This is a genomic window from Pseudarthrobacter sp. W1I19, assembly GCF_030817835.1.
Classification (GTDB): domain Bacteria; phylum Actinomycetota; class Actinomycetes; order Actinomycetales; family Micrococcaceae; genus Arthrobacter.
Window position 1 is genome coordinate 3,219,035 of record NZ_JAUSZR010000001.1, and the last position, 22,751, is coordinate 3,241,785.

Here is a 22,751-nt window from a genome sequence, read left to right on the forward strand (position 1 = left end):
TACCGGACCGCTATGATTCGTTCACTGCGCACTGGGGAGCCCGACACGGAAACGAAAGGGACCCCACAATGAACAATCTAACGCGCCTGATTGTCGCCTCCGGCGCTGGCCTGATTCTCGGACTTACTGCCTCGCCAGCTTTGGCAGCACCTTCGACTGGAGCGGGCACCAATGGCGCCCAGGTGGAACGATTCGAATCCTCCGATGGGACAATTCAAAACCATACCGTTGCACGGCAACATGCCGGCGACCAGTACACGACCAACGGCCGCTATCAAGAAGTCCTTGGCGGCACCACCACCGACTGGAAAACGCAATACACCGTGCTCAATCGTGTGACAAAGCTGAGTAGCCAGATCACGACGTCTACGGAGGCTGGCGTGACGTGCCGCGCCAACTCCCTCACCGTCATCGCCAACGGCGACACGCGTAGGGTGAAGGAGCCGGGCTGCTAATACGGGGATGTCTGCCCGATCCTACTCGGCGATGTCCTCCGCCCAAAGGTCCGGGTAGGCGTCCTGGAACCGGCCCATCGTGTCCACGCAACGCTGATCATCCAGGATCACCACATCAACGCGCCGCGAGCGCAGAAGCTCCAGTTCGCCGTCGAATGTGCGTGCTTCCCCCACCACCACGCGGGGGATCTCGAACTGGATGATGGTTCCGGCGCACGGGGCGAGGGTGGTATACAGCGTCGTGTCGTGGTAGCGCTTCTGCCCAATTTGTTGTTGTACGCTCGCCAACCTGCACCGTCCACATCGGTGGTTGCGACAGAAATGGGCGCCACGGAACACAGGAAAAGCGCCCGCGGGGAAGCTTCCGCCGGACTTCCGACACGCCGTCAGCCAGCTCAGGACATCGGCGGCTACGGGCCTGAAAGACTGACCCTGTACGTGAACCAAGCGAGAGGGGGCACCAATGGAGGCAGCAGCAGTAACCACGTGGATGTTCGTTGAAGAATGTCCCGTCCCACAGGACGTCATGGAACTCATGGTCGCGGGCGAACAGCCGGTGGCCGCTTACCGGACCTTCCGGGACAGCGCCATCTTCACCACCAAGCGGATGATCGTCCGCGATGCTCAGGGCATCACGGGAAAGAAGGTGGAGATCTATTCACTGCCCTACTCCGCCATCAATATGTGGTCATCTGAGAACGCAGGGAAATTCGACCTCGATGCCGAACTTGAGCTTTGGACCCGAGCCGGGCACATCAAGATCAAGGTCGGTAAAAAGGTGGACATCCGTCGCTTGGACATGCTGATCGCGCATTCGGTCCTTGGCGGGCAGCACTAAGGAACCCGACCTTCAACTACCCACCGCTATGGGAGCCTGCACTGCGTTGCCCCATTCGGTCCAGGAGCCGTCGTAGTTCCTCACCCTGTCCATCCCCAGCAGGAAAGTCAGCGCAAACCACGAATGGCTTGAACGCTCGCCAATGCGGCAGTAGGTGATGACTTCATCGTCGGCTCGCAGGCCTGTTTCCTTGAAGTAGATCTCCTCAAGTTCCTTCCGCGGCCTGAACGTCCCGTTGTCCGACACAGCCCGCGCCCACGGGACGTTGCGGGCCCCGGGAATGTGGCCGCCCCGAAGAACCCCCTCCTGCGGGTAATCGGGTATTGACGTGCGCTCCCCCGTGTATTCCTCAGGGCTGCGGATGTCTATCAGGGGTAGCCCGATGTGTCCCTCAACGTCATTCTTGAACGCCCGGATGGACACGTCGTGGCGCATCACCACCGGATACGGCTTTGCCGTCCTGGCGGCAGACGGCGCCGCCGACTCGAGAGGCCGCCCTTCGGAAATCCAGGTTTCCCGTCCGCCGTCGAGCAAGCGGACGTCTGGGTGGCCAAAAAGGCTGAATACCCAGAGCGTATAGGCAGCCCACCAGTTGTGCTTGTCACCATAAATGACAACCGTGCTGTCCCGTGAAATACCGCGGGAGGTCATAAGATCGGCAAATTCCTGCCCATTCAAATAGTCGCGCATCACCTGGTTGTTCAGATCTGTGTGCCAATCAATTTTCACTGCGGACGGGATATGGCTCATTTCATACAGCAGCGGATCCTCGTCAGACTCCACGATGACCAGCCTGCGGTCGGTCATGTGCTGCACCAGCCAATCGGCGGTGACCAGCCTGTCAGGATGTGCGTACTCGGTGATTCGATCGGCATTGTCCGGAGGTAATGCTTGCATTGAGGTCCTTTGAGTGGATAGTGAGCCCAGTCAGCGAAAAGACCCCTCTGCCATCCTGTTCATACTCGAACAGGAATGGGAGTCAATTCACGAGCTTCGATTCATGTTTGCGCGCCCGGTGCGCGCGAAGATTCGCCGGGTTGCCGCACATTTTGACGTCATGCCAAACGCCACTGTTGTTGCGTGAGCGGTCAAAGAACGCAACCCTGCATTTTTCGCTGCGGCATAGTTTGAGCCGGTGCCAGGTCCCTGCCAGTTGGGCCTGGAAAATCTCTGTCATGGCCAGGGATTCGATGTGGCCGGCTCCCGCTCCCTGCGGTTCTGCCTGGACCGTGCCATTGGATTTGAGTTTCAACGATGTGGCAGCGGTCCAGACTGTGGGCAGGGCGTCGACGCCGGAACTCACGACGGCGTCGGGGTCACCTTCGGCGCTGAGAGTGCTGGCAAGTTCATCACGGAAGTACCGCAGGTGTTCCATGTCGCGTTCCGTAAGTTTGACGTCGATATAACGCTGGCCGGTGGCCAGTGCCCACTGTTGCAGCGCAGCATCCACCCATGCCTGGGCGAGTCCGAGGTCAAGCATCAAATCGGACCTTCGCGGCTTTCCAGCGGATTTAGTGTTGAGCAGGTCATGCACGAAACCGAGTCCCCCGGGAGCACTTTCCATGTCATAGCGCTGCGTCGCGTTCCAGTCGCTCACTGCATCCTCTTTCGCCGACTTCCTGGGCACTTCGCCATCCATCATGTTAAGTGTGGTTACCGCCCTTGGAATTCCAACACGGGCCGTGGCCTTCCCTCCTTGAGGGCTTCCACCGCCGAGTTCAACCCCGCTTGGGTATCTTCGCGCTCAAACAAGGGCATGGCGATATCAAACATGGCTTGGTCCGCCGCAGCGACGCCGCCGAGCGACCAGGTCCTCAGCAGTGCCTTATGGGCAGCGTGTGCCTGCGTGGCGCCGGTAGCGATCCGCTGCGCAAACGCGGATACTTCCTCCCGGAGCTTGTGGTCAGAAACAACGCGGTTCACCACTCCCGCGCGCCGCATCTCGGACGCCGGTACTCTTTCCGACGTCATCGCCCATTCCGCCGCCCGCGCCTTTCCTGCCTTCTCGGCCACCCGGTAGATGCCGCCCAGGAGAGTAACGATGCCAAGAGTCTGTTCCGGATGCCCGAACTCCGCTGACTCGGCGGCAAAGATGAGGTCGGCCCGGAGAGCAAGTTCAAATCCTCCTCCAAAGCACAGGCCCTGGACTTCGGCAATGACGGGCATCGGCAGCTGCTCAAGCTGGTTGAAGACTGACATGTAGCGCTCAAATAGGGCACGCAGTTCCCGCGTTTCTGCGCCGGGCCACGTCATGATGTCACCTCCGAAGCTGAAGTCCGCGCCCTCGGACCGGACGATGACCGCACGGGCATCACTACTGCCGATGGCGATAATGGCTTCGGAAAGCTCATCCGCCATCTGAAGGTCGATCCGGTTCTGCGGCGGATTGTCCAGGACGATGGTTGCGATCTGGTCCCGGACGGTGAACGTTAGGTGGGTCATTGGCTTAGTCCCTTTCGTTGGGAACGTACTGGCGAATCGGCTGAGTGCAGCAGGATTCATTCGGTGGAGTAGAAACGGGATTCCCCCATGGCCTTCCCGATCCGCTTACCGAGTTCAGCTGAAAAGCGGAGCGCTGCCTCAAGGGGACGGTGGTGGATGGCGGCGGAGACGATCTGGCCGGATTCATCCTTGGTGAGGATGGTGACTCCGTCGATTGTGAGACCGCCGAACGCCGTTGCATGCCATTCAAGATAGGTGCGCGGACCATTGACGGTTTGTTGCGTGAACTCCAAGGATTCGTAGATGGAGCTGGCAGCGCTCATGACCGCTTTGACGTTCTCCCGGCCGGTGATGGGAGACCGCATGACAGAAGCCTCGAGGACAACGTCGCGGTGGAAGGCCTCCCCAAAGTCGTCCGCGGATTTGCTCGCAAAGGCGTTGATCCAGCCTTGGGTGTTTGCTTCGCCAGGCGCAGTGGCAGGTGCTTCCGAGATGTCCGTGAGGAACCGGCCGATGAGTCCGGCGACGTTCCGGGGCTGCTCGACGTGGGGCCAGTGGCCCGCCTCACTGAGTACTTCCTCATGGACGCGCCGGAATCGTGGGGAGACCGCTGTAGACACCAGTTCAGCGGTGGCGAAGGGGTCTGCTTCACCCCGGATGATTAACACGGGTGAACTAAATTCGCTTTCAACAGGGGCGTCCGGAATACCTTCGTTCCAGCAGTCCACGAGGTGGGTAACAACTTCCGGGCGGATGCGGTCGCCTATATAGGTGAGCTTGTCCAACCCGAACTCGTTCAGCCCGCCGCCCAGGTACTTCCGGACCCCTCGCTGCGCTTCCGTATTCCCGCCGAGCTGCCGGAAAGGACCTACAGCTTCCTCCGGCAGATGTGTCCCGGCCAAGGGCACGGGCGTTAGGAGTACCGCACCCACCACCTTGTCGGGATGGCGGACGCCAACGAGCTCGGCGACGAGCGTTCCCATGCTTTGCGCGACGATCACGACGGGCCTGTCCAGACCCCCAACGACGCGCGCGACGTCGTCGGCATATCGCTCCAGGCTGTAGGGCCCCTCGTCCCCGCTCCGGTCCCCCATGCCTGCCAGGTCCAGCCTGAGCAACTGGACGTCAGCGGCGGCGAGTTCGGAGACGACGTCGTCCCAGACACTCTGATCATCCAGGAAACCGTGGATGAAGAGCACCGCCACAGTCCCGTTTCCGGTTGTGGTCAGTGAAGGATCCTGCTTCTGCAACTGCTCCATTACAGTCGTCATCTACTGCTCCTTGGTGAGGGTCGAACCGGACGGCGACCACGCTGCCGTATTGATGGGTGACCAGTCAGCCGGCTGGCCGTCCAGCCGTGCCATGCGCTGCTTGTGCTTGGACTGGAGGAGTTCGTCCTCAAGGGGTGTGGTGAACACGTTTTCAACCAGGGTGTACTCCGCCGCCAACCGGCCGACGGCGGTGACCGCCGCAGTGTCGATCCGCCCCCGTTCCAGGTAAAGCTCGTCCTTGACATGGAAGCGGACAACTTCACCCCAGACCACGTGATCGTTCATGTCGCCCACAGGAATGATGCGGTTAAGGATGCATTCCATGGCGATCGGGGCGTCTTTGATCCTGGGCGCTGTCACGGCGTCTGAAGCCTCTTTTTCGAGTCCCACCGCCTCAAACTCGTCGATACCCGACGGGAATTCGAAGGCGGAGGAGTGCAGGGCGTGAGCCTGTGGAAGCGTGGCCACGTTGACCACGAAGTTCCCCGTTTCACGGATATTGACGAACGTGTCCTTGAGGGTTTCGCCGTCTGAGCGTGGCTGGAGCGAGATGGACACCATGGGCGGCTTGCGTCCCACCGCCGTGAAAAAGGAAATCGGTGCAAGGTTGGCCACTCCCTCCGGAGAGACGGTGCTTACCCAGGCGATCGCCCGGGGAATGATGCTTCCGATGAGGAGTTTGTAGGAGTCGACGGCGTCGAGATCTGCACTGTTGATGATCATGGAGGGCCTGTATCTTTCCCTGTGAATGAGTGGGGGCGTTCCCGAATGGGAACGCGGCCTGGGGCTGCATCGGCGCAGCCTGCGGCGGCTGGAAGTATTTGAGCTTTTGGAGAATCAGCTGAAGTAAGCGTACGCGTTTTACTTATTTCGTTCAAGGGGTGGATCCATAAATTGCAGTCACGTCTCGGGTTGCTGCTGGGGTAGGGACTGCGGCCTAACGTTCCAGGACAACGGCGAGGCCTTGCCCCACTCCGATGCAAATGGCGGCAACTCCGACTCCTCCGCCGCGGCGTTTCAGCTCCCGCGCCAGGTGGATCAGGATGCGGGAGCCGGAGGCGCCCAGCGGGTGGCCCAGGGCCAGCGCGCCGCCGTGGATATTCACCTTCTCAGGATCCAGCTCTGGCCAAAGCTGCAGGCACGCGAGGCTTTGTGCTGCAAAGGCTTCGTTGAGCTCCACGACGTCGACGTCCGCCCAGGTCTTGCCTGCCCGGGCGAGCGCCCGGTTGGCGGCCTCGACGGGAGCAATGCCGAAGATGTTTGGGTCGTTGCCGGCCACGCCGCGGGAAACGATGCGTGCCAGGGGTTCGGTTTCCAGGGCGCCTTCACAGCCGATGAGCATGGCTGCCGCCCCGTCATTGAGTGGAGAGGAATTGCCTGCGGTGACGGAGCCGCCGTCACGGAATACCGGCTCCAGGCTGGACAAGGCGTCCATGGAGGTGGTGGCCCGGACGCCCTCGTCCGTAGTCAGCTGCGAATCCGGATGCGGCAGCACTTCGTCGTCGTAGATCCCCTCCGACCAGGCCTTGGCGGCTAATCTGTGGCTTTGAACGGCAAACTGGTCCTGCTCGGTCCTTGATATGCCGAACTTGTCGGCGAGGATTTCTGCCGTTTCGCCATTGGAGACGGTCCAGGCCTCGTTCATCTTCGGGTTGACCATGCGCCAGCCGAGCGTCGAACTGTGCAGGGTTTCAGGACCGGCAGGATACGCCCGTTCGGGCTTTGCGAGGATCCAGGGCGCCCTGCTCATCGATTCGACGCCGCCGGCAACAATCAGGTGGCCATCGCCGGTTTCCACCGCTCGGCTCGCCTGGATGGCAGCCTCGAGGCCGGAGCCGCACAGTCGATTAACCGTGACGCCGGGCACCGAGGTGGGAAGCCCGGAAAGCAGCGCAGCCATTCGTGCCACATTGCGGTTATCCTCTCCGGCACCATTGGCGTTGCCCAGAATCACTTCATCAATCCTGTGCGTTTCCAGCCCCGGCTGCCTGTCCACCACCTCACGGATCACATGGGAGGCCAAATCATCGGGTCGGATGCCCGCCAATGACTTCCCGAATTTTCCGAAGGGGGTGCGGATCCCGTCATAGATGAAGCTGCTTGCCATGCTTCTGCCTTTCGTTGTGCATCGGTGAAGAAAATCAGGAATGGGGGGCCGGCCCGCGGCCGTGCAAGGAGCATACGTCAAAAAGTCGTTGCTGGACATAGCCTAACGCTGTACGCTTATTTCACACCTTACTCCTGTAAAAGTCTTGGGCTCCCCTTGGAAGCCAGGACGCGGGCCCTTCACCACGCAACTAATTCACGATTTCCCGCGCCACGCGGCGTGGCTCCCGCGGTTTTCACACCTACCCGGCCATGAGCGCCGGAGAGAAAAGAGAGACTCATGGCAGAACGACTCGATGTTGAATTCACGGCCGAAGGCGGCATCAAGCTTCGCGCTTGGCTCTACCTCCCGGATGGTCCCGGACCCCATCCCGCCATCACCATGGCCCACGGATATGCCGGCACACGCGCCCACGGACTCGCCGCGTATGCCTCCCGCTTTGCAGCCAACGGATTTGTGGTCCTGGTCCACGACCACCGGAATTTCGGAGCCAGCGAGGGGGAACCCCGCCACGACATCAACCCTTGGCAGCAGGTCAAGGACTGGCGCCGGGCACTGACCTACCTCGAGAGCCGGCCTGAAGTAGACGCATCCCGCATAGGTCTTTGGGGATCCAGCTACTCCGGCGGGCACGCCCTGGTTCTGGGAGCTACGGAGCAGCGGCTCAAGGCGGTGGTGTCCCAGGTGCCCGCTATCAATGGCCATGTGGCGGGTTCCCGCCGCGCGGTAGGCGATGCCAAGACGGCCCTGGAACAGTCCTTCATAGACGACGAACGGGACCAGGCCGCGGGTAAGGCACCCAGAATGATCGCGGTGGTGAGCAGTGACCCTAGCCAGCCTGCCGCGTACCGGCTGCCCTCCGCCGTCGCCTTCTACACACAGCCCGGCCCGGAAGAATACGGCTGGGACAACACCGTCACGTTGCAGTCCACCCGTGCCGCGCGGCTCTACGAGCCCGGGGTCTGGGCCTCAAGGGTGTCGCCGAAGCCGCTGCTCTTCATCGTCGCTGAAGACGATGAACTGACCGGCACGGACCTGGCCCTTGAAGCCTACGAACAGGCCCAGGAGCCCAAATCCCTCGTGATGCTTCCGGGCGGCCACTTCGAGCCGTACGTCGAGAACTTCGAAGACTCAAGTTCGGCCGCCCTCACCTGGTTTCAGCAGCATCTCTAAAACCCACACCAAAGTTCAGGGAAAGTGAAACAAACTATGGCACCCACAACCGAGCTGGCTTACGACGTCTTTGTCTCCGGCACTCTGCCCCAAACCGGACGAGGGACACTCCCGAACGGGGAGCCCCGCATCTGGTCGCCGCTGTCCTCAACCCTGATCTCCGGACAGGAGAACGCCGTGCTGGTTGACCCGCCCATGACAGTCCACCAGACAAGGAGTGTCGGGGACTGGGTTGAGGCATCGGGAAAGAACCTCAGCCACATCTACATCACCCACGGCCACGGTGACCACTGGTTCGGCGCAGGACCCCTCGTGGAGCGGTTTCCGGGGGTGACAGTTCTGGCAACCCCGGGAACGCTCCAGGAAATGGCGACGCACGGGTCCCCCGGGTTCCGATCCTCTTTCTGGGACTCGATTTTCCCTGACCAGATTCCGCCCACCACCACGGTGACCCAGCCCATCGAGGGTGGATCCTTTGAACTGGAGGGACATGAACTGCGGATTGTTGAAGTAGGACATACTGACACCGACAACACCACCATGCTGTTCGTCCCCTCCACGGGGCTCCTGGTGGCCGGGGACGCCGTCTACAACGGGGTCCACCCGTACCTGACGGAGTCGCAGGATGGGGGCATCGATTCGTGGCTGCGGGCGCTTGATATCGCCGAGAGTCTGGAGCCGCGTTTCGTGGTGGCCGGGCACAAGAACCCCGCATTACCGGACCTGCCCGCTCAGATCCAGGAAACGCGCGGCTACCTGCAGGACGCATCGAAGCTCCTGGCCGAGGAACCAACGCCGGAGGAGTTCTTCTCGGCAATGCTGGCGCTTCATCCTGATCGGATCAACCCCGGCGCGTTGTGGGGTGCGGCCCTGAAACTGCTGGGCTGACCAGCCGCAGCGCAGCCCCGCGCGGCCGCGCCCAGGGCAACGCCCGACGTCGGGGGCTTGTGTGGGAAATGGTTGCGGTGTGCGACGGGAGACATAAGGAAGACCTCCGGGTGGAGCGGGACTTGTTAAGAGTCCAACTCCACCCGGAGGTCTTTGTGTTGCCCCAGCACTTTCGTCGCATCGCAGGGCTGGATCCGGCTGGCCAGGCCGCCGTCGACGGCGGCTACTCCCTCTGTGCCGGCAGCAGAACTTTCCTGCTTGGGTCAGGAAATGCCACTGCCTATGCGCCGCTGCTGCAGGCTTTCCCTTCGTTAAGTCTTCTGCCCCCTCGATGGAGCACCGACCCACTAACGCACGGTTCTGCACGGCCGTTGTGGGCCACCGTCCGGATGCATCCAGGAACCTGGCTGTCTCCGTCTGCCGCTGCCAACAGCCGAGCCACCTTGCTCCCAGGTAGGCGCAAGGTGGCTCGGCTGACTCTGTATCGCTGCCCTCAGGTGACCATGCGACTGTCAGGGGCGGTAAACGTTGGCCGCGTCATGCGGTTGCGCGCGAACGACGTGTGGTCATCGCCTTGACTGCACCCACGGCTGCAGCTCCAGCCAGGAGCGGGATGGCCAGGGCCAGGAAGATCTGGGCGACATCCCATCCTGCACCCAGCATCAATCCACCCAGTAAACCGCTGACGATCGAACCGGCCTTGCCGAAGCTGTGCATCCAGGACACACCGGTTGCGCGTGCCTCAGTGGGGAAAACCGAGGTGCTGAGTGCGTTCATGCCGCTGTTGGCTCCCACCAGCACGACGCCGATGCTGAAGCCCAGGACAAGCAGCAGGGGCAAGGTCAGATTGACGGAAGCAAGGATCCAGGCAGCTCCGGCGGCCAGTGTGAAGGCTGCTCCGAGGGATACAAATTTCCCGAGCTTCTCCATGGCGAAGCCGATGGCCAGGGCTCCAATGACGCCGCCGAGGCCGAACAGCGACACCACACTACCTGCCCCCGCGGCGTCGATATTGAGTTGCTTGACGATGAGCGGCAGGTAGTTCAGGAACATGTAGACCACCGCGGCACAGATGAAGTAGCAAAGCCAGATCAGCAGCGACACGACCACCAGTTTCCTGGAGAGCACGGCCCTCACGCCGCCAACCGGCTTGGCACCGGCGGTGGGAGGAACGCCTGCGAGGTCGATTGTCGTCATGTCGAAACCGGGGATGATTGCGCTCAATACCTTCGTCACGTTTTCTGTCCGTCCTCCCCGTCGAATCATGAAGACGGTGGATTCGGGCAGGCCCCACAGCAATGCTGGCAGGAGAATCAAGGCCAGGAGTGTTCCGGTTCCGAGCAGCCAGTGCCAGCCCAAGATGGGCATAATGGCAGACGCCAGGAAGCCGGTGATCACTGTCCCTAATGGGAAACCGGTGAACGTGATGGCAACGATTGCCGCCTTCCGATTTTCAGGGGCGAACTCGGCTACCAAAGTGATGACGAGGGGCATAACAGCTCCCAGGAACAGGCATGCCACTACGCGGAAGATTCCTAATGTCAGGTCGTTTTGTGCCAGCGCGCCCCCTAGGGTGGCGAGGCCGAACCCGGCCGTGCCCACGATGATTGGGAGCCTTCGGCCGATCTGGTCAGAGAGTGGCCCTGCGACCATCGAACCGACGGTAAGTCCCACCACTCCCAGTGTGACCATGGTTGTGACTGTTGCCAGCGACGTACCCCATTGGGTGACGATCTGGGGGTAGACAAATCCCCATAAGCCGATTTCAACTCCCTCCAGGGTCATCGTCAGGAACCCGAGCAGGATGATCACCCGCCGCCTGTTGCCCAGCGGTGCTTGATTTAGTAGTTCCTGAACCGTCAAGCGGGAGAAATGTGAGGTCCGGAGGTCGGTCGTCTTTGACGCCTCATTGGCCATTGCCATGGTTGTTCGCCTTTCTGAGACACGCCGTCGTTGGCGTGCGTGAGCTGATGCGAAGCTCGTAGTGCTCGTGAATCCTGGCACGCAGCCTTCTTTGAGGGGTTGCCCGTCTAAGTTGTTCCCTTGCGCCTTGCTCTTAGCAACCGAAGCTTCAACTGTGATATCGGCTACACAAGGGAACCCTGCGATTGAAAGAAGCTTAGGCTATACGTCTCTTTCGAGCAATGCTTTCCTCCAGATGGATCCACGTCTCGCTCCAAGGCAGCAGGCGGGGGCCTGAAACCAGGCAATGTTCACTATGAAACCGCCTAATTACTGACGCTTCTTTTTCTGAGCGCTCAAGGGCTTGCACGCCAGCTCTAGGCAACCCCGCGAGAATGGGCGTCGGGAGGCGGGGTTCGACAGGCTCAACCACGTGATGCGCACAACAGTCTGCGTGTTGTGCGCATACGGGGTTGCGCTAAACGCGCACTAGTGTTTATGATCTTAATCATGCTTCGAGCAGAGCGCTCGACCCCTCTCCCCCAACAACAATGAGGTTGCAACATGTCTGTCCCCATCAAGGCCACCATGGAAAAAGTCCCTGGCGGCATGATGCTGATCCCGCTGCTGATCGGCGCCCTTCTGGCCACCTTCGCACCGGACTCCGCTAAATTCTTCGGTTCGTTCACCGGCGCACTCTTCACCGGCGGCACCACCATCCTTGCCGTTTTCTACGTGTGCATGGGCGCAAGCATCGATATCAAAGCCACCCCCTACATCCTCAAAAAGGGCGGCGTCCTCTTCGGCAGCAAGGTCCTGTTCGCTGTGATCATCGGCGTCGTTGCCGGCCGGTTCCTGGGCGAACTTCCCATCGACGGCGGGCTGCTTACAGGCCTGTCAGTCCTGGCCATCCTGGCAGCCCTCAATGACACCAACGGCGGAATGTACATGGCCCTCATGGGCCAGTACGGAAAGCCGAAGGACGTTGCTGCCTACTCCGTTATGACGCTCGAATCCGGGCCCTTCCTGACGATGGTCACCCTGGGCGTGGCCGGCTTGTCTGCCTTCCCGTGGCAGGCTCTTGTCGGCGCCATCATCCCCCTGCTCCTCGGAGTCCTGCTGGGCACCCTTGACCCGGCCATGCGCAAGTTCCTTTCCTCTGCAGCCCCCGTTCTTATTCCGTTCTTCGCCCTCGCCCTCGGCTTCGGCCTGAACCTGGGACAGGTGCTCAATGCGGGCCTGCTCGGCGTGGCTCTTGGCCTGTTCGTTCTCATCGTCGGCGGCGCTGTGCTGTTCTTCGCAGACAAGCTGACCGGAGGCTCAGGCATTGCCGGCCTGGCGGCGGCCACCACTGCAGGCAACGCGGCAACAGTCCCCATGCTGGTAGCCGCAGCCAACCCTGCTTACCTCCCCGCTGCCGGACCCGCCACCGTGCTGGTTGCCGCTTCCGTGGTAGTCACCGCCATCGGGTGCCCCCTGGTGGTGGCCTGGTACGCCAAGCGCCTCAAGAACAAAGAAGCCGCAGCATCACCCGAGGTGTCTGCAGCAGTATGAACACCTCCGCAGCTCCGCGCTGGGCAATCATCGCCGACGACCTCACGGGAGCGGCAGATGCTGCCGCAGCCTACGGACCCACACACACCAGTTCCGTAATCCTCGACGTCGACTGCACCTGGCCTGAGGCAGAGATCCTTTCGGTCAACACGGAGAGCCGCTACCTGGCCGCGGAGGAGGCAGCCTCGGCTGTCACCTCCGCCGTGGGGCGCGCCCTGGGGCAGAACCGCCGGATCTTCAAAAAGATCGATTCGTTGCTTCGAGGCAATGTGGGCGCAGAGGTCGCGGCAACACTGGCGCAGCTTACACATGGCCACGGCAAGGGCCTCGCCGTTGTTGCTCCCGCCTTCCCGGCCACGGGCAGGACCACCGAGGGCGGCATCGTCCACGTGGGCGGCGTTCAGAACACTGAAGGAAGCTTTGGCGGCGACGTCGCCGGGGCGCTGGCTGCCGGTGGATTAACCGTCGAGGCAGCCGGCGTGGCCGGACGTAACCCCGAGGAACTGGCCTGGCACCTTCGCGAGGTGCAGGAACGGGGAACTGACGCCGTCGTACTGGACGCTGCTTCCGATGACGACCTGGAAACCATCGCGGCCGCTGCAGACCTGCTGGACTTTCCGGCACTCCTGGTGGGATCCGGCGGACTGGCGGGGCACATTGCTGCGCGTGAAGACGGAACGGCTGCGCGGAATGCGCAGGAGCGGCACATAATCCGCACCCTGACCGTGATCGGCAGCTACTCGGGCCTTGCCCGGCAGCAAACCGAGGCACTTGTTGACGCCGGCGCTGAACACATCACGCTGGACCACGCCGCGCTGGACGATCCGGAAGTTCCCCGCCGGGTTGCCGAGGCGATGGCCTGGACGGACGTGGTACTGACGCCGGATCCGATGGCCACCGTGGACAAGTCGCAGGCATTTGTGGTGGCAGAGGCTCTGGCCCGCGCCACCGCTGCCGGCATCGGACACTGCGACGCCCTCGTCCTCACGGGCGGCGAAACGGCCACAGCGGTCCTGAAGGCCCTGGGCGCCGGCAGCTTCACCGTCCTCGGGGAGATTGAAGCCGGCGTCGTCATGAGCCTGCTGCCCGACCCCCTCCCCCTGCTGGTCACCAAGGCCGGCGCTTTCGGGGACGCCGGTACGCTGGCCCGGACCAAACAATTTCTTACTGGCACAACGACTGAAATGAGTATCAAATAATGGGACGCCCGATTGTTGCCATCACCATGGGCGATGCGGCCGGCATCGGTCCGGAGATCATCGTCAAGGCCCTGGCTGACAACGAACTGCGGTCGAAAGCCCGCATGCTCGTCATCGGCGACCTCCGCCGGCTGAAGCTCGCCGCGGACATCGTCGCCAGCCCGCTGACCCTGCGCAAGGTCGCGGAACCGTCGGAGGCCCTGTTCGAGGAGGGCACCATCGACGTGCTGGACATCGACTGCATCCCGGAGGACCTCGCGTGGGGCGAACTCTCCGCGGCAGCCGGACACGGTTCCTACCTCTTCATTGAGAAGGCTGTTCAGCTGGCCATGGACCGCCAGGTGGACGCCATCTGCACGGGCCCGCTGAACAAGGCCGCCCTGCACGCCGCCGGCCACAAGTACCCGGGCCACACCGAACTCCTCGCCGAACTGACCGGCACCGAGGAGGTTTCCATGATGCTGACCGCTCCGAAGATGCGCGTCATCCACGTGACCACCCACATTGGCCTGATCGATGCGATCGCCAAGATCAACGGTGACCTGGTCTACCGGACCATCAAGCGTGGACACGAACTGCTGCAGGCCTCCGGCATCGAAAACCCGAAGATCGCGGTGTGCGCCATCAACCCGCACGCCGGCGAGAACGGACTGTTCGGCTATGGCGAAGAGGCCGAGAAGATCCAGCCGGGCATCGAGAAGGCCCAGGCTGACGGCATCAACGCCTTCGGCCCGCTTCCGGCCGACACCCTGTTCTTCCTCGCCGGCCGCGGCGACTTCGACCTGGTGGTAGCCCAGTACCACGACCAGGGCCACGGCCCGGTCAAGGTCCTCGGCCTGGAGAACGGCGTCAACATCACCGTGGGCCTGCCCGTGGTGCGCACGTCCGTTGACCACGGCACCGCCTTCGACATCGCGGGCAAGAACATCGCCGACCACGAGTCCCTTCTTGAGGCGCTGCGGCAGGCAGTGGACCTGGCGCCGGCGCGGGAAGAGGCGCACTAAGCACTCCGCAGGAGACAAACGGCCGGTCAGCGTAGAATTGCTGACCGGCCGTTGCCGTCCCCGGCCGGTGGTTGAGCCTGGGCCCACGCCCGCAGGGTCCCCTGGCCGAGCTTGCGAGGTTAGGGTGCGGGTGGGGACGAAACCCCGGCCCGGAACTAGCATGGTTACCACTGCCACGGGAAGGAGACCGGGAAATGCTGAGCGCAAACGCGCGGCGCGAGGAGATCTACCACCTTGCCGTGACCACCGGCCTGGCCTCCGTGGAGGAGCTCTCCGCCCGGTTCGAGGTGACGGCGTCCACCATCCGGCGCGACCTGGCTTTGCTGAACGGGCAGGGCCGGCTGGCCCGCACCTACGGTGGGGCCATGGCCTTGGGCGCGCACCCGGAGGCGTCGCTGCGGCAGCGCACCGGCGAGGCGTTCGAGCAGAAGCACGCCATCGCTAAGTGGGCGGCGTCCGTGATCCGGCCCGGGGAGAACATCCTGCTCGACGCCGGTTCCACCGTGGGTGCCCTGGCCCACGAACTGCGCGGGTTCGAGAAGCTGTCCGTGACCACCCCGGGTATCAACACCCTGCAGGAGCTCGCCGAGTCCGAGGGCGTCGAGGTGGACTGCCTGGGCGGCCGGCTGCGCAGCGTTTCGCAGAGCTTTGTGGGACCGCTGGCCGAGGCGGCACTGGAGCGGATGAGCTTCGACCGGGTGTTCCTGGGCGCCGACGCCGTCACCGCCGAGGACGGCATCTGCGAGGCCGACCACGCCCAAACCCGCCTCAAGGAACTCATGGCCCGCCGCGGCAACGCTGTGTATGTCCTGGCGGACTCCTCCAAGCTCGGGTTGCGGCCGTTCCACGCCTGGGCCCGCTTGGGCCTCCCCTGGACGCTAGTGACGGACGACGGCGCCGACCCGGCCCAGGTGCAGAAGTTCCGGGACGCGGGAGTTGAGGTTGAGGTGGCCGCGGTCGTTACTGGGTAAGCGTAGCCTTGGCCTACAAGCCACAAGGACAGCGTGCGCCTCGTGTCTCATATTGCAGCCGAATCACAAAGATTTTAGAGCTTAGTCTTCCTGGACCAGCCGCTCATACAACGACACCAGAGCTATCGCTGCTCTTTCATGTGGCCGAGAGGCCGCCCATCGGGCAGCCTCGTCAGCCCTACGACTCCGAAGACCCTCGTCGTTACAGAGCGAACGTAGCTGCTCGGTGAAAGTGCTGTCCGTACCGAGAACATAGCTTGCGGTTGGGGCGCTCCGATAACATTCCAAGTCACGCAGAACGAGGGGTAGACCACTAGCAGCAGCTTCGAGGACGGCTACCGGGTCCAGCTCGTGGTAGCTGGGATGAAAGTAAACATCGGCTGCGGAATAGTAAGTCTTTACATACTCTCGAGGTAGATGCCCGGCGTGAACGACGTTTGCTGGCTTCGACTTCAACATGCGTCGCATCGTCCAATAGCTGGCTGTCAAAGGCCCAAAAGGAAAGGCCCCCACCCAAATGAACAGTGTCTCAGGCATGAGCCTAGCGCATCTATGGAATGTCCATATGCCTTTGCGCGGTTGCAATTGACCGACAGAAAGTACTATCTTTGTGTCCGGATCAACAGCAATGGCTTTTCTTGCATCCATACGCGAGATGGTGCGAGGCATTCTCGAATTGAAAATTGCATTGGGTATCACCGTGATTGGACTGGTCACTCCTAGATCATCCAACTGGTCGCGCATGTGTGCGCTCAGAGCTATCACCGCGTCAGCTCTGCTGTAGAACCAACGTAGATAACGGCGCGCGATTCGCGCGAGCAGTCGGCCCGCCGCCAAACTGCCGACTAAAGAATCTGGAGTCAAGTGAGCTGTCACGACACTCCGAGTGGCGGAGTACCGCATCATCAATACGGCAACAGGCCCTGCAGTATGAAGATGAACGACGTCGGACTTTGCGAAAATTTTGCTGAAAACATCAAGTCCAGGGGTTTCTCTGAGCGCTTTTAAATTGTCCTTGTATACGGAGTGAACGCCGTGTCCCTTTACCGTAAAGGACGACTCTGAAATCACATTAACGCGCATGCGACTCTGCTCGCTTATGTCTATCTGGCTGACCGATTATTGACTTATATAGATCAATGGTCGCGGCGGCTTGCTGTTCCTTCGAGTACCGAAACGACATTGCCTTCCCCACTTTTGAGGCTTCATTCCTGTATGTGGAATCTGAACATAATGCCACCATCTCGGTCATAGCAACAGCCAATGACGCGGCAGTTGCATCACATATCAGCGCGTTCTTATTCTGCCGGAGGACCGCTAGCAGTTCTGTATCCACCGAGACGATAGGAAGTCCGGCTTGGGCGGCCTCATGTAGAACAAGAGCCTGCGTGTCAGAGGTTGAAGGGAATACGAATGAGTCGGCGTTGCTGTAGTACTCAGCAAGCGCGGTTCGTTCTACTTCCCCCACAAATGTGATGTTACTGTCGTTGAAAGCAGCCCTTAGCCGCTTCCTTAACCTTCTGGCATTTCTATAATCGCCAACAAGAACCATAGTGGCATTGGGCACTTTATGGCGAACTATCGAAAATGCGTCCAACAGGAGGGCGATTCCTTTTTCCGGCGTTATTCGTCCCACATACAGAAAACGGTGACCGTGTGATCTGCGCGGAGCATCAACCACGCGTGAACGAAGTACAGGTATACGAAGATCCGCTCCGGAGGGGATCATCTTTATGGGAGTCGTGACACCAAGATGCTTGAGCTGGTTAGCAACCTTTTCCGATGGAGCCGTCACATAGTCCGCAGCGTTCAATAAGATCATGGTTCCTATTGCCAAATCGCATTGCTGGCGGTCACTCCCATACCTTCTGTCAGAATCTTCGCAATTCATTCTTTGATCAGGCTTATGGGTGCAAATGGTGGTGACGACATGTCGCCACAAACGAACCAGCGGGCGGAGGTAGCCATAATGCTGAAGATACGACGAAAGGTCCGTGTGCCAACTGACCACCAAGGGCAAGCTATTTTTTTGCGCGAAATATATCCCAAACAGACTGACTAGTCCGACACCGTGGACGTGCACGACATCCAGCCGCTCCTGGACGAGCAGACGTCGGCAACGAAATAGTCCCCAGCCCGTTGCTACGGGCGGATGCATACCCGGCAGCCGCAAAGAAGGAAGTGCATACCAAGACTTATCAGCTCTTCCCTTGCCCTTAGAGTCAGAAGGAGCCACGAATGCTACGAAATGTCCCCTTGCCCGCAACTCTTCATGAAGCTGCGCAACGGCGATGTTGACACCGTTGTAACCGGGACCGGCGCTGTCCGTGAAAAGTCCTACGCGCGGGAGCTGCACCCCGCACTCAATCTGGATGTTGGTCACTCGATGCAGAACCCGCCTTAATCAAAGCCAAGCGTCACTCGCAAGCTTTTCCGCCGCTTTTTCAGCGTTAACATTTTCTTTCACCGCAAGAAAAATTACAAAGAGCGCAAAAGCTATCAATGCAATGTATATAGCGAAATAAGCGGTATTCCAAGGTCCAAAAATCGCATACCAAGACCAAACAGTAATACCTCCCAGAGCTATTGTTCCTATCCAAACAATGAATATTAGGACAGGGGCTAGAGCGACACTCCTACGCCTGGCATGGCCGGTCGCTACGCGGTTTTGGCCAACTAATACGACTTGGCCAAACTCCCTTTCCAGGTGCAACTCTAAGGCGCGACGGTGTCCGCTGTGCATACCTGCATCGGTATAAATTTGAACCATATACAGGATAATGATTGCTAGCCCTATGGGCAGCCCTACCAGGATTATGTCTAGGCGCTCTTTGAGTCCCAAAGTGAGTCCGACGCCAGCTAAGGCACCCGCAACGGCGATGAATCGCTCCGCGGCAGCATGTCTTTCGGCAATGGAATCTCCTAATCTCGACGCCTCGGACAACATGGCGTCGAGAACCATCTTTCGTGTCTCGCTCTTATCCATTTTCCACTGTCCCGCCCTTCTCCCGATGCAGTGAAGTGATTGAAGTTTACGTCCGCAGACTCCTCGAACCCGTTAGACGCGGCTGTTATCAAGAAAAGGCCTGCGCGCCTTGGCGTTTCGCATGCTGAGAAACGGGCCGTTTGCCGATATCAAATTTTTTTCAACTCGCGTGGTACCGCCTATTCAGCAGAGCTTTGTGGGCCCGCTCGCCAAGGCGGTGCTGGAGCGGATGAGCTTTGACCGGGTGTTCCTGGGCGCCGACGCTGTCACCGCCGAGGACGGCACTGCGAAGCCGACCACGCCCAGACTCGCCTCAAAGAGCTTATGACCCGCCGCGGGAATGCTGTGCACGTGTTGGCGGATTCTTCCAAGCTCGGGTTGCGGCCGTTCCACGCCTGGGCACGGCTGGCCCTCCCCTGGACCCTGGTGACGGACGACGGCGCCGACCACGCCCAGGTGCAGAAGTTCCGGGACGCGGGGGTACAGGTCGAGGTGGCGGTAGTTGGGGGATAAGTACCACCGGCCGGGCAGGTGACGGAGCGCCTCAAACACCAAAGGCTGCAACTGCCAGCCGTTAGGGGAAGCCGCCAGATCTCACCGCGGTGACGCCCTCGAGCCATTCGGCAAAGTCCAACGCCAGCGCATCCGCGCCCGGGCGTGCAACAACCTGGACTGACAGGGGCAGGCCCTCGGATGACAACGCGACGGGCAGCGAAACAACAGGTGCGCCAACCATGGTCACGGCCCTGCATTGGCCCATGATGTCCCAGCCAAAGATGGATTGTCCGTCGATGTCCAGCTTTCCGGTCACGTCGCATGCAGGACCGCCGGCCACCGGCAGGAGGACGATGTCAGCGGTATTGAAGACTGCCAAGTCCTGGCTTCGTGCCTGTGCGGATTCGGCAAAAGCCGCTTCGAGTTCGCGAGCGTCAGTTTCCATGGAACGCCGGATGACGTCGAGATTCGCAGGGATAACCAGGTGCTCCTGGCTGGCGACAGCCGCGGCATGATCAATCATCGGATCAAGAGGGCGGAGCCGGTTATAGGCCGCCAGTGATCCCGCAAAGAGATCCGGTACGTGCGTCAATGTCCGGACCTCCGGCGAGATCTGCTCCGCCAGAGAAGCGATCATCGCTGACACTTCACGGCGTACCGGCCCCAAGGCCGAACCGTCACTCCATGCCACCGCGATGTTGCCGGGGCCGGCCCCGGCCGCCAAGCTCTGAACGCCGGGACGTAGATCCGCAAGCACTGCGAGCGCTGTCCGCAGGTCCCGCACGGACCGCGCAAGCGGCCCTATGGCTTGAGTGGCGGTTTGAAGGCGGGCACCGGGCGGGGCCGGGTTGCCAACCCCGTACCAACCGCCCGCTCCCGGAACGATTCCAAGGTCGGGCACGATGCGCGGGGTGGGCCGCAGGGCGGTGATACCCACGCATTGCGCCGGCCACCGCAGTGATCCGCCGTAGTCGGTGCCCAAGCCGAGTGCCGAAATGCCGGCAGCGACGACGGCAGCTTCTCCCCCGCTCGAACCTCCCGCCGTCGAGCCGGGAAACCGCGGGTTGAGCGTCCGGCCCCCTACGGCGCTCTCGGTGATGGCACCGAACGCAAACTCGGGGCAATTGGTCTTCCCGATCACCACTGCCCCCCGCCTCCTGCAGGCGCCGCACAGCAGTGGCAGTGAATGAGGCTATGTTTCCGGCGTAGGCGGCACTGCCGCCGGTCAGCTGCAGACCTGCCACGGCGATGACGTCTTTGACGCTGAGCGGGACACCGGCCAGCGGCCCCGGATCCTCCCACGGGCCCGGCGGCGGTCCACCTCCTTCGCGGCGATGGCGGCACCGTCCCAGTCCTCCTGGATAAACGCACAGAGAAAAGGAGCCGAATCGGCCCGTGACCGCGACTCTGCCAGGACATCTTCGGCGAAGGCTTCACCGGCGCGGACCGCGGCGGCGAGCGCGGTGGCGTCACGGAGCGGAGTCTCCAGTGAGCCAGCGGTCTGCAGGCTATCGTCCTGCACGCCTGCACCCGGCTGGTTTCGGGCCCGGCAGCCCGGTGTTATTGTCACGTGCAGCGCTCCCCTTTGATCTCGATCGTCCCGCGCTTCATAGCCCTCGCAGGTCACGTACGGGTGGTTGAACCGAATGTATCAGGACGATGTCCGCCGGAAGACACTCCCCCGCTCGGGCACAGCTGCCGCTCCCGTGGACTTTGGTGACGGACGACGGCGCCGACCCCGCCCAAGTGCAGAAGTTCCGGGGCGCGGGGGTACAGGTTGAGGTGGCCCCAGCCGGCGGTTGAGCCTGTCGATACTAGTCCCGGTGGGTACGCTGCTCCTACAACGATTGAAACCCTGAACAAATCGGAGACCCCCATGCATGCCGTGCTCGAATACACCTACGAGGACAACTACCTTGAAACCCGTGAGAAGTACCGCGCCGACCATCTCAGGGCAGGGTGGGAAGCAGTCGAACGGGGCGAGCTTCTCCTGGGCGGGGCTGTTGGTGACGGCCCCTTGAAAGGGTTGCTGATCTTCACCGGAGAGAACGCGCTCGAGGCCGCAAGAACTTTTGCCGCCGCAGACCCCTACGTCATCAACGGCGTCGTCACGTCGTGGACTGCCAGCCCATGGACAACGGTGCTGGGAAACGAGGCGGCCACACCCGTTCGCCCCTAAAGCCCATCAACCCCGCGTCATCGCAGCAGGACCGAGGCTACTCGGCGATGTCCTCCGCCCACAGTTCCGGGTGCGCGTCTTGGAACCTGCCCATCATGTCCACGCAACGCTGATCATCCAGGACCACCACGTCAACGCCGCGTGAGCGCAGAAGCTCCAGTTCGCCGTCGAACGTGCGTGCTTCCCCCACCACCACGCGCGGGATCTTGAACTGGATGATGGTTCCGGCGCACATGGCGCACGGGGCGAGGGTGGTGTACAGCGTCGTGTCGTGGTAGCGCTTCTGCCGGCCGGCCGCACGGAGCGCGGACATCTCCCCGTGCGCGATCGGATCGGCTTTTTGGACGCGTTCGTTGTGCCCGGTGGCAATCAACACGCCATCCCGTGCAAGTGCCGCCCCGATGGGGATGCCGCCTTCGGCCAGGCTCTTTTGTGCGGCCTGATAGGCGGCTTCAAATGCTCGGAGGTGGGCGCTGTCCAGTTCCAGCTCGGCGGACTGAGGCTGCTCGTGGGTCATGGCGTCATTGTTGCACAGCTGTTCCCACTGCCCTGAGCCGCCACAGCGCCTGACCCGGCCACCAATGGGGCAGGAAGAACTCGGCAAAAACTGAGCTAAACCTGGGACCACGGCCTCCGTCCGGCCTATACGATTCCCCTGGAGATCCGGGACGGGGCGCTTCCGGCCAACTGAAAATGGGGGAATCGATGCAGGAACTGGGCCGCATCTATTGGACACGACAGGGCCTTCGCCTGACCTACTCAGCGGTGATGTTGTGGCTCGCCGTCTCCGTGATGATGGCGCTTATGCCGCAGGGAACATCTGTCATCGGAACGGCACCGTCCTCCGCCGCTGAGGTTCTGCGCGGCATGGTGGGCAGTGTCGTGGCCGCGGCCACGCTCCCTGGCCTGGCCGTCGTCGCGCTGGGCGTTGTGGGTGCCGTCCTAAACCGCCGCGACACTAGGCGCCGGGACCCGGTTCGCCGCTTTACCCGCCAGCAGCGCCGCGAGGGGATGGCCCGGGCCGGTGGCCGGTGTGAGATGGAAAGCGGGTTCGGCCACCGCTGCGGCCGGCCCGCCGAGCACGGCGACCACTTCTATCCATGGTCCAAAGGCGGCTCCACCAGCCTGCAAAACTTCGTCGCTGCGTGCGCCCGGTGCAACCGCACAAAGCGGGCCAGGATTCCGTCGCCGGCGCAGCAGCAACGGATGGAACGACGACGGCGGGACTACGTGCCGCCGTCGTCCTCCGTCAGCGTCGGCGAACGGCAGCCGCTTCCCTAGGCACCT

At 61.7% G+C, this 22,751-nt stretch carries 24 protein-coding genes and 2 pseudogenes; 12 read left to right on the forward strand and 14 right to left on the reverse strand.

Annotation, left to right across the window (positions count from 1 at the left end; translation table 11 throughout):
* Positions 1-68: 68 nt before the first annotated feature.
* Positions 69-455 (forward strand): hypothetical protein, encoded by a 387-nt coding sequence (locus QF038_RS14985; RefSeq protein WP_307610857.1) that lies wholly within the window; start codon positions 69-71, stop codon positions 453-455.
* Positions 456-476: 21 nt separating this feature from the next.
* Here the strand turns inward: QF038_RS14985 and QF038_RS14990 are convergent, their stop codons facing one another.
* Positions 477-854, reverse strand: a complete 378-nt coding sequence (locus tag QF038_RS14990; RefSeq protein ID WP_373461649.1) for a nucleoside deaminase — start codon at positions 852-854, stop codon at positions 477-479.
* A gap of 64 nt (positions 855-918) precedes the next feature.
* Between QF038_RS14990 and QF038_RS14995 the strand changes: the two genes are divergently transcribed.
* A complete protein-coding gene (locus tag QF038_RS14995) occupies positions 919-1,293 on the forward strand; it encodes a PH domain-containing protein (protein WP_307610858.1) in 375 nt (124 codons plus the stop codon).
* A gap of 12 nt (positions 1,294-1,305) precedes the next feature.
* Here the strand turns inward: QF038_RS14995 and QF038_RS15000 are convergent, their stop codons facing one another.
* The 6 genes from QF038_RS15000 to QF038_RS15025 all read right to left on the reverse strand — a co-directional run bounded on the left by QF038_RS15000 (position 1,306) and on the right by QF038_RS15025 (position 7,113).
* The gene (locus QF038_RS15000) at positions 1,306-2,190 is read right to left on the reverse strand and encodes a sulfurtransferase (RefSeq protein ID WP_307610859.1); all 885 of its coding nucleotides are present in this window, start codon (positions 2,188-2,190) and stop codon (positions 1,306-1,308) included.
* Positions 2,191-2,272: 82 nt separating this feature from the next.
* Positions 2,273-2,890, reverse strand: a complete 618-nt coding sequence (locus QF038_RS15005; RefSeq protein WP_307610860.1) for a CGNR zinc finger domain-containing protein — start codon at positions 2,888-2,890, stop codon at positions 2,273-2,275.
* A gap of 56 nt (positions 2,891-2,946) precedes the next feature.
* Positions 2,947-3,735 (reverse strand): enoyl-CoA hydratase/isomerase family protein, encoded by a 789-nt coding sequence (locus tag QF038_RS15010; RefSeq protein ID WP_307610861.1) that lies wholly within the window; start codon positions 3,733-3,735, stop codon positions 2,947-2,949.
* 56 nt (positions 3,736-3,791) lie between these two features.
* Positions 3,792-5,006, reverse strand: coding sequence for an alpha/beta fold hydrolase (locus tag QF038_RS15015; protein ID WP_307610862.1), 1,215 nt, complete (start codon positions 5,004-5,006; stop codon positions 3,792-3,794).
* The gene (locus QF038_RS15020) at positions 5,007-5,729 is read right to left on the reverse strand and encodes a flavin reductase family protein (protein ID WP_307610863.1); all 723 of its coding nucleotides are present in this window, start codon (positions 5,727-5,729) and stop codon (positions 5,007-5,009) included.
* A 214-nt stretch (positions 5,730-5,943) separates the two neighbouring features.
* The gene (locus QF038_RS15025; protein WP_307610864.1) at positions 5,944-7,113 is read right to left on the reverse strand and encodes a thiolase family protein; all 1,170 of its coding nucleotides are present in this window, start codon (positions 7,111-7,113) and stop codon (positions 5,944-5,946) included.
* A gap of 279 nt (positions 7,114-7,392) precedes the next feature.
* On the opposite strand from QF038_RS15025, the gene QF038_RS15030 reads away from it, so the two are divergent.
* Together QF038_RS15030 and QF038_RS15035 are read left to right on the forward strand one after the other, a co-directional pair.
* On the forward strand, positions 7,393-8,286 hold the full coding sequence (locus tag QF038_RS15030) for an alpha/beta hydrolase (protein ID WP_307610865.1): 894 nt from the start codon (positions 7,393-7,395) through the stop codon (positions 8,284-8,286).
* 36 nt (positions 8,287-8,322) lie between these two features.
* On the forward strand, positions 8,323-9,174 hold the full coding sequence (locus QF038_RS15035; RefSeq protein WP_307610866.1) for an MBL fold metallo-hydrolase: 852 nt from the start codon (positions 8,323-8,325) through the stop codon (positions 9,172-9,174).
* Positions 9,175-9,711: 537 nt separating this feature from the next.
* Here the strand turns inward: QF038_RS15035 and QF038_RS15040 are convergent.
* The gene (locus QF038_RS15040; protein WP_307610867.1) at positions 9,712-11,097 is read right to left on the reverse strand and encodes an MFS transporter; all 1,386 of its coding nucleotides are present in this window, start codon (positions 11,095-11,097) and stop codon (positions 9,712-9,714) included.
* Positions 11,098-11,640: 543 nt separating this feature from the next.
* On the opposite strand from QF038_RS15040, the gene QF038_RS15045 reads away from it, so the two are divergent.
* The 4 genes from QF038_RS15045 to QF038_RS15060 all read left to right on the forward strand — a co-directional run bounded on the left by QF038_RS15045 (position 11,641) and on the right by QF038_RS15060 (position 15,804).
* The gene (locus QF038_RS15045) at positions 11,641-12,630 is read left to right on the forward strand and encodes a 2-keto-3-deoxygluconate permease (RefSeq protein WP_307610868.1); all 990 of its coding nucleotides are present in this window, start codon (positions 11,641-11,643) and stop codon (positions 12,628-12,630) included.
* On the forward strand, positions 12,627-13,829 hold the full coding sequence (locus QF038_RS15050; RefSeq protein ID WP_307610869.1) for a four-carbon acid sugar kinase family protein: 1,203 nt from the start codon (positions 12,627-12,629) through the stop codon (positions 13,827-13,829). The genes QF038_RS15045 and QF038_RS15050 overlap by 4 nt, the downstream gene beginning before the upstream one ends.
* On the forward strand, positions 13,829-14,833 hold the full coding sequence (gene pdxA, locus QF038_RS15055; protein WP_307610871.1) for a 4-hydroxythreonine-4-phosphate dehydrogenase PdxA: 1,005 nt from the start codon (positions 13,829-13,831) through the stop codon (positions 14,831-14,833). Before QF038_RS15050 ends, pdxA begins: the two co-directional genes overlap by 1 nt.
* Positions 14,834-15,027: 194 nt before the next feature.
* On the forward strand, positions 15,028-15,804 hold the full coding sequence (locus QF038_RS15060; protein WP_307610872.1) for a DeoR/GlpR family DNA-binding transcription regulator: 777 nt from the start codon (positions 15,028-15,030) through the stop codon (positions 15,802-15,804).
* Between the two features lie 81 nt (positions 15,805-15,885).
* Here QF038_RS15060 and QF038_RS22345 read toward each other — a convergent pair whose 3' ends face one another.
* The 3 genes from QF038_RS22345 to QF038_RS15070 are packed head-to-tail and all read right to left on the reverse strand — an operon-like array spanning position 15,886 to position 18,766.
* Positions 15,886-16,887 carry a glycosyltransferase gene (locus QF038_RS22345; protein ID WP_373461579.1) on the reverse strand — a complete coding sequence of 334 codons (1,002 nt, stop codon included), beginning with the start codon at positions 16,885-16,887 and terminating at the stop codon, positions 15,886-15,888.
* Positions 16,877-18,187, reverse strand: coding sequence for a glycosyltransferase (locus QF038_RS15065; protein ID WP_307610873.1), 1,311 nt, complete (start codon positions 18,185-18,187; stop codon positions 16,877-16,879). Before QF038_RS15065 ends, QF038_RS22345 begins: the two co-directional genes overlap by 11 nt.
* 21 nt (positions 18,188-18,208) lie before the next feature.
* The gene (locus QF038_RS15070) at positions 18,209-18,766 is read right to left on the reverse strand and encodes a hypothetical protein (protein WP_307610874.1); all 558 of its coding nucleotides are present in this window, start codon (positions 18,764-18,766) and stop codon (positions 18,209-18,211) included.
* Between the two features lie 205 nt (positions 18,767-18,971).
* On the opposite strand from QF038_RS15070, the pseudogene QF038_RS15075 reads away from it, so the two are divergent.
* Positions 18,972-19,303, forward strand: a pseudogene (locus tag QF038_RS15075) (DeoR/GlpR transcriptional regulator); the annotation flags it as partial.
* Positions 19,304-19,364: 61 nt separating this feature from the next.
* Here the strand turns inward: QF038_RS15075 and QF038_RS15080 are convergent.
* Both QF038_RS15080 and QF038_RS15085 read right to left on the reverse strand, forming a co-directional pair.
* Entirely contained in the window at positions 19,365-20,429 is a 1,065-nt protein-coding gene (locus tag QF038_RS15080; protein ID WP_373461580.1) for an amidase family protein, read from the reverse strand.
* Between the two features lie 81 nt (positions 20,430-20,510).
* On the reverse strand, positions 20,511-20,855 hold the full coding sequence (locus QF038_RS15085; protein ID WP_307610875.1) for a hypothetical protein: 345 nt from the start codon (positions 20,853-20,855) through the stop codon (positions 20,511-20,513).
* A gap of 113 nt (positions 20,856-20,968) precedes the next feature.
* Here QF038_RS15085 and QF038_RS15090 point away from each other — a divergent pair.
* Together QF038_RS15090 and QF038_RS15095 are read left to right on the forward strand one after the other, a co-directional pair.
* A pseudogene (locus QF038_RS15090) lies at positions 20,969-21,088 on the forward strand (DeoR/GlpR transcriptional regulator); the annotation flags it as partial.
* A 73-nt stretch (positions 21,089-21,161) separates the two neighbouring features.
* The gene (locus QF038_RS15095; RefSeq protein WP_307610876.1) at positions 21,162-21,464 is read left to right on the forward strand and encodes a YciI-like protein; all 303 of its coding nucleotides are present in this window, start codon (positions 21,162-21,164) and stop codon (positions 21,462-21,464) included.
* 37 nt (positions 21,465-21,501) lie between these two features.
* Here QF038_RS15095 and QF038_RS15100 read toward each other — a convergent pair whose 3' ends face one another.
* A complete protein-coding gene (locus tag QF038_RS15100; protein WP_307610877.1) occupies positions 21,502-21,981 on the reverse strand; it encodes a nucleoside deaminase in 480 nt (159 codons plus the stop codon).
* A 188-nt stretch (positions 21,982-22,169) separates the two neighbouring features.
* Here QF038_RS15100 and QF038_RS15105 point away from each other — a divergent pair, with 188 nt between their 5' ends.
* Positions 22,170-22,745, forward strand: coding sequence for an HNH endonuclease (locus QF038_RS15105; protein ID WP_307610878.1), 576 nt, complete (start codon positions 22,170-22,172; stop codon positions 22,743-22,745).
* Positions 22,746-22,751 lie beyond the last annotated feature (6 nt).